This window comes from Shewanella sp. 11B5 (assembly GCF_002836795.1).
GTDB classification, from domain to species: Bacteria; Pseudomonadota; Gammaproteobacteria; order Enterobacterales; family Shewanellaceae; genus Shewanella; species Shewanella frigidimarina.
Window position 1 is genome coordinate 1 of sequence record NZ_PJAP01000345.1, and the last position, 6,342, is coordinate 6,342.

The window sequence follows — 6,342 nt, forward strand, 5'->3', positions numbered from 1 at the left end:
AGTCAGGTACAGAAGAGCGTGTTCATCATTATATGCGCGGTGTTTGTTCAACCTTCTTTATGAAAGAAGCAATGGAATGGGCAAAAGATAACGGTGGTATTACCGGTGAAAATGTGAAAAAAGGCATGTACGTGCATAAAAACTGGGTGCCAAAAGGGTTAGAGGGCGTGTGTTTAGCGGCTAATTGGAGTAATGAAGACCATCGTGGAATTAACCAGGTCAATATCTATAAGGGTAACTATAACGGCGGTGATGTCGTCGTAGAGAAGGTATCGCAAGTTACGCTAGAGCGTCGAGACGATTGGTTAGGTTTTTAATTAACACTTAATTCAATAACGTTTAGGTTGCTGGGAGCACAGCATAGTGTGTGTTTCTCAGTAACCATCTTAATAGCCAAATAGCATCGACGGAGTAGATATGCCACAAATTGCAACAAAAATACAACCCACATCATCTATATTAACGGTGAATAATATTGAAGTGGTTTACGATGACGTTATTCAGGTATTACGCGGTGTAAGCTTAGATGTGCCAGATGGCGAAGTTGTTACCTTACTAGGCCCTAATGGTGCTGGGAAATCAACGACGCTTAAAGCTATTTCAGGTTTGTTAAAAACCGAAAATGGTGAGGTAACGAAAGGTGATATTACTTTTATGGGCGAGCGTATTGACAGTAAAAATGCTGAAGATGTTGTTGCTAGTGGCTTATTTCAGGTGATGGAAGGGCGCCGCATTATTGAGGATATGTCATCAATAGAGAATTTAAAGCTGGGTGCTTTTACCCGTAAAGATTCTCGAATAAATCAAGATATTGAAATGGTATTCCACTATTTCCCTCGCTTGAAAGAACGAACTGGATTAGCGGGTTATTTATCCGGTGGTGAGCAGCAAATGCTTGCAATAGGTCGTGCATTAATGGCGCGTCCAAAGATGATTTGTTTAGATGAACCATCAATGGGTCTATCCCCACTATTAGTCAAAGAAGTTTTCGGTATTATTAAAAAAATTAACCAAGACCAAGGGATCACCATGTTGTTGGTCGAGCAAAATGCCAATTACGCTCTACGTGCAGCAAATTATGGTTATATCATGGAATCAGGAAAAATTGTGCTTGATGGTACGCAAGAACAACTCATGAGTAATGAAGATGTTAAAGAGTTTTATCTCGGCGGCGGTAATGAAGAACGCAAGAGTTTTAAAGGCTTGAAATCTTATAAACGCCGCAAGCGTTGGTTATAACTATTATTGACTAATTAGTTTGTGACGTTAATTAAGTACTCATTTAGAAAAACTCAAATTAAATGAAAAATCACAAATATAGGCTAACAATGAACAGCTATTTTAATAAAAATGCGTGCCAAGATGCAGATGCTCGAGAGCATTCACTATTCACTAAACTGCCTGATTTTCTTAACTTTGCTAAACATGAATGTTTACACTATCAGCAGACACTGAACAATATTGATGTTGATAAAATTGATAGTAGAGCGCTATTAGCTAAATTACCTATTACGCGAAAATCAGATTTGATTAATCTGCAAAAGCTGAATCCTCCGCTGGCAGGATTAAATGCTGCAAGCGCAAAATTTCATCGAATTTTTCAATCGCCAGGGCCTATTTATGATCCTGAACATTGTACTGATGACTGGTGGCGACTCGGGCAAGCTTTCCATGCTGCAGGGTTTAAGCAAGGTGATATTGTTCAAAACTGTCTTTCTTATCATTTAACACCTGGCGGGTTTATTTTAGATTCAGGAGCGCGAGCCTGTGGCTGTGTGGTTATACCGGCAGGGCCAGGACAAACAGAACAACAGCTCGATATAATCGAGGATTTAAAGCCTAATGGTTATTGTGGTACACCTTCATTTTTGAAAATTTTATTGGATAAAGCAACTGCTGATAATCGTGATGTGAGTAGTTTACAAAAAGCATTGGTTACAGGTGAGGCATTACCTACAGCACTTAGACGCGAGTTTGACGCTGCAGGAATTAGTACCTTACAAGCTTATGCTTCTGCAGATGTTGGCTTAATTGGTTATGAAACTATAGCCGACGATGGCTTTATTATTAGCGAGGATGTCATTGTTGAGATTGTGCGTCCAGGTAGCCTATTACCGGTTGCTGATGGCGAAATAGGCGAGGTTGTGATCACAAGTTTTAATCGAGATTATCCCTTAATTCGTTTTGCGACAGGAGACTTATCTGCAATCAAGGCAGGTGAAAGCGCTTGTGGTAGAACCAATATGCGAATAAAGGGATGGTTGGGACGTGCAGACCAAACCACTAAAGTTAAAGGTATGTTTGTTCATCCTGAACAAGTTGAGAAAGTCTGTCAAAGTGATGCCTGTATTATAAAAGCGCGTTTAGTCGTGAGTCAGGTTAATCATCAAGATAAGATGCACCTAGTTTGTGAAGTCATTGAATCAGCCCTTCGTGATGGTAATGAACAGGTACTGAAAGATAAAATTACCCAAACATTAAAGACAGTAACCAAATTAACAGGCTCAGTAGAATTAGTACCCCTTAATAGCTTACCTGATGATGGTAAGGTGATTGATGAACAAAGGGATTTTGATTAACCGTTATTCGCAGTTTTTAATCATTCAAAAATCATAATGTAATTCCAAAGGGCATTACATTAGGGTCTGTCAATCTTTCAAGGTTGTTTTTGCAGCGAGTTGTTGTTCATTACTTAAACATGATCTACAAGGTAGAGGCTTTGTAGTGTAGTTATTCTACAATAGAAGCCGATAACCCAGTAGAAATGAACAACAAACGCTGGCCAAAGGGTTCGGCTAAAAACGATTTACTCTTTGTTGAGCGAATTTTACTTAGATTGCTAGGCAGCAATCCACTCGCCTCGATTAAAACGTTTTTATCTCGAACAAAATTTAACCCGCAAAGATCAACAGACCCTAGCCTTCAGCCCTCACAATACCCATCTTCAACGCGTGTAAGAGTCACTATCTGATCTGAAAAATTACTATGCCAAATGGAGTCAAGTGAAAAATTTGTTCCCAGTGCAGCTAAAGGTAGTACAACAACACATAGGCTGATAGCAACCCAGCGATCCAAAGCACAGTAGTGCCCACGGGCCAAGAGCGCGCGAACACGCCGCGCTCTTGGCTATCTGCTGTATGCGGTTGGCCTAGATAACGCACTGCCATACGTTGTAAGAATTTCTGCAAGCGGTTTCGTTGTTGCGTAACCATGTCACCTAGTGAGCTAAGTGCTCGTTCGATCAACTTAACCAATGAAAAGGCCGCACGTCGCCAAAGCCAATCTGTGTCGAGGCTAATCGTCATGGTACGTTTCATTAGTGGCAATAATACGAAGAAAGCCAATCCTGAAAATAGCAGCAACTGCAGGTAGAACAGCACTTTACCAATAGAGTACGGTTGGTAGTCAACAGGGTAGGGTAATAGGGCATAAAGCGTTTCTGGGAATACACCCAGTAAAATGCACATGCTAGCAAAAATGATCATCGCCAACCCCATATTCCATGGCGCATCTTTTGGCCTTAAACCTGAGTCTTTTTGGAAAAACACAAACCATGGGAATTTGATGCCAGCATGAAGAAATACACCGGCCGATGCGGCGGTTAACGCCATGTAAACCCAAACTAAATCCCCATCGACAGCGGCCTGGGAAATCATGCTCTTTGTGGTAAAACCTGACGTCAGTGGAAAACCTGAAATTGCTAGCGCGCCAATAATACCGCAGACGCAGGTAAGTGGCATGGTGCGAAATAGACCACCCAGCTCCATACATTTATTTTTCCCAGTGCGGTATATAACAACCCCAGCACTCATAAACAGTAGCGCTTTATATATAATATGTGCAAAAGCATGAGCCGTAGCCCCATTAAGTGCCATTTCGGTACCAATACCTACGGCAACAACCATAAAACCGACTTGGTTAACCACGGAGTAGGAAAGGATACGTCGCACATCATTTTCCAATAATGCGAAAATAATACCGTACATAACCATAAACAGACCTATGCCAATCAGCACAGGTTCGCCTGGGAATAATAATATCAGTGCCAATACAGCTGTTTTAGTTGTAAATGCCGACAGAAATACTGAACCAGTGGGTGTGGTTTCTGGGTATGCATCGGCTAGCCAAGCTGACACGGGTGGTGCCGCGGCGTTTATCAATATGCCAATAAGTATCATCCATGTACTGAAATCTGTTGCCAGCATAGGTTGGATTTGGATAGAACCAGTCCCAAGTACGACACCTACAATTCCAACTTTAAGTATTACGCCACCGAGAAAATGCATGATGGCATAACGTATTCCAGCAGCGCGTGAACTGGGCGTACCACCACACCAAACCACAATAGTAGAGAATATCGCCATTAGTTCCCAGTAGACGAACATGGTAATAAGATCGCCGGCAAAACAGACTCCTATAGCACCTGCAGCGTATGTAAAGGCTGCGGCAAGTTCATACCAACGTGCTATACGAAAAGAAAAGAGACCTCCAACAAAGACCATTATTGTAAAAATAGTCGCAAACAATCGCCTTAGCGGACTACCTTCGACAGGTTCAATGTTGTACGAAAGAAATTTTACCGTACTCTGGACTCCGTCAGGGATCTGCCATATGGCCAACAGGGTAATAATTGGGGCGATTAATATAACTGCTGTTCGTGCGTGCCCTTTAACAAAACATATCAGTACAGCAGCAATTAGCAGGATAAATGCTGGAGAGAAAAATTCAAACCCCATTGCTATTCTCCTTTACCTTGTCATGACTAGGTTCTGAGGTTTTTATTTGCTCTGGTTCATCATAATAATCCAGTGGACGTTTTAGAAACAGACCTAATAATTTCGCTATTAATACCATCACCAAGCAACTGACAAATCCGTAAACGGCACCGAACCCAAACCAGGCATCAAAGCCGAAATAACCCTTAACGTATATTACTGTCTGCGCAAGAACCACCAAGGTCAGTACAACACTGAAACCAATCCAGAGCTTACGAATAGTTGACGGCCGTACTAACCAGTGTAATTGTTTTTCGTCATTCATTTTAACTGAGCCCCTTAACTACTTGGCTTGCCAATTCAATTACTGGACCGTTAAACAAAAAGAAAGCGAGTGTCAGTATGGCGGTCAGAGTCAATGCCAACACAGCTAAAAACGGTGCTTCGCCGTGTTCCTTGTCACCTTCTTTTTCGTGCTCAAACCAAACTATGTATAAAATAGGCAAAAAGTAAGCTGCATTAAGAAGGGTACTGACAATTATGGTGAATACTGCCACTAGATTGTTAGCTTCGAAAGCGCCGGCCAAAATGTACCATTTGGAGACGAACCCCGCAGTGGGAGGGACACCAATCATACTTAATGCACCAATTGTAAACGCCGCCATTGTCCATGGCATACGTCTACCAATACCACGTAATTGATGAATTTCGGTCTTTTTAGAGGCAACATAAATTGCGCCAGCAGCAAAGAACAATGTGATCTTACCAAAAGCATGAGCGACCATATGTAAGGCGGCGCCAACCTCTGCGAGTGGTTTAAGAATGGCTGTGGCCATGACTACATAAGATAACTGGGCAATAGTGGAGTAGGCTAGCAGGCGTTTGATGTTGGTTTGGCGCATTGCAACAAGACTAGCAACAATGATGGTAAATACCGCAACATATAAAAGCCATTCTGAGCTGGGTGATTCAAATAGATATTCAATCCCAAATATATAAATGATTATCTTAGTGATAGCAAAAACACCGGATTTAACTACCGCAACGGCATGTAGTAAGGCACTCACTGGGGTGGGGGCTACCATAGCCGCGGGTAGCCATTTATGCATCGGCATGACAGCCGCTTTACCGATACCAAATACAAATAGTGCCAGAAGCAACCCTATTTCTGGGTCATTCAACTTACCAGCGAGGATCCCGCCGGTAGTAAAATCACCTGTACCTGCCACTGTATAAGTCCAGATGATAGCAGGAAGGAACAAACCAATAGATGTACTCAGTAAAACACCCAGATAAATCCTTGCCGAACGTATCGTCGCTGCATCGCCTTTATGTGCTACTAGGGGGTATGTCGAGAGTGTTAATAATTCGTAGCATAAAAATAGAGTGAATAGATTGCCAGCGAAAGCAACACCAACAGTGGCTGAAAGAGCTAACGCGAAGCATACAAAAAATCGAGTTTGGTTTTTCTCTTTATTACCGCGCATGTAGCCAACGGAATATATCGAGTTGATAAGCCAAAGCCCAGATGCTAATGCCGCAAATAGCATGCCCAGAGGTTCAACAGTAAATGCAATACTTAGCCCTGGCATCACCTCGCTTACTTCTATTGAGGGTCTTCCGCCTT

At 42.2% G+C, this 6,342-nt stretch carries 5 protein-coding genes and 1 pseudogene; 3 read left to right on the forward strand and 3 right to left on the reverse strand.

Annotation, left to right across the window (positions count from 1 at the left end):
• The 3 genes and pseudogenes from CXF78_RS07325 to CXF78_RS07335 all read left to right on the forward strand — a co-directional run.
• Positions 1-317: pseudogene (locus tag CXF78_RS07325) on the forward strand (branched-chain amino acid ABC transporter substrate-binding protein); the annotation flags it as partial.
• Between the two features lie 139 nt (positions 318-456).
• Positions 457-1,239, forward strand: coding sequence for an ABC transporter ATP-binding protein (locus CXF78_RS07330; RefSeq protein WP_341539173.1), 783 nt, complete (start codon positions 457-459; stop codon positions 1,237-1,239).
• Between the two features lie 89 nt (positions 1,240-1,328).
• Entirely contained in the window at positions 1,329-2,579 is a 1,251-nt protein-coding gene (locus CXF78_RS07335; RefSeq protein ID WP_180957082.1) for a phenylacetate--CoA ligase family protein, read from the forward strand.
• Positions 2,580-3,026: 447 nt separating this feature from the next.
• Here the strand turns inward: CXF78_RS07335 and CXF78_RS07340 are convergent, their stop codons facing one another.
• The 3 genes from CXF78_RS07340 to CXF78_RS07350 form a co-directional block, all read right to left on the reverse strand.
• Positions 3,027-4,736, reverse strand: coding sequence for a Na(+)/H(+) antiporter subunit D (locus tag CXF78_RS07340; protein WP_102036403.1), 1,710 nt, complete (start codon positions 4,734-4,736; stop codon positions 3,027-3,029).
• Positions 4,726-5,040, reverse strand: coding sequence for a hypothetical protein (locus tag CXF78_RS07345; protein ID WP_059743912.1), 315 nt, complete (start codon positions 5,038-5,040; stop codon positions 4,726-4,728). The genes CXF78_RS07340 and CXF78_RS07345 overlap by 11 nt, the downstream gene beginning before the upstream one ends.
• 1 nt (position 5,041) lies before the next feature.
• Positions 5,042-6,342: proton-conducting transporter transmembrane domain-containing protein (locus CXF78_RS07350; RefSeq protein ID WP_102036404.1), on the reverse strand; the 1,301-nt coding region annotated here is incomplete at its 5' end.

Bases quoted from the DNA above. Each gene is read 5' to 3' on its own strand.
- CXF78_RS07335 (WP_180957082.1), top strand. From the start codon at position 1,329: ATGAACAGCTATTTTAATAAAAATGCGTGCCAAGATGCAGATGCTCGA.
- CXF78_RS07340 (WP_102036403.1), bottom strand. From the start codon at position 4,736: ATGGGGTTTGAATTTTTCTCTCCAGCATTTATCCTGCTAATTGCTGCT.
- CXF78_RS07345 (WP_059743912.1), bottom strand. From the start codon at position 5,040: ATGAATGACGAAAAACAATTACACTGGTTAGTACGGCCGTCAACTATT.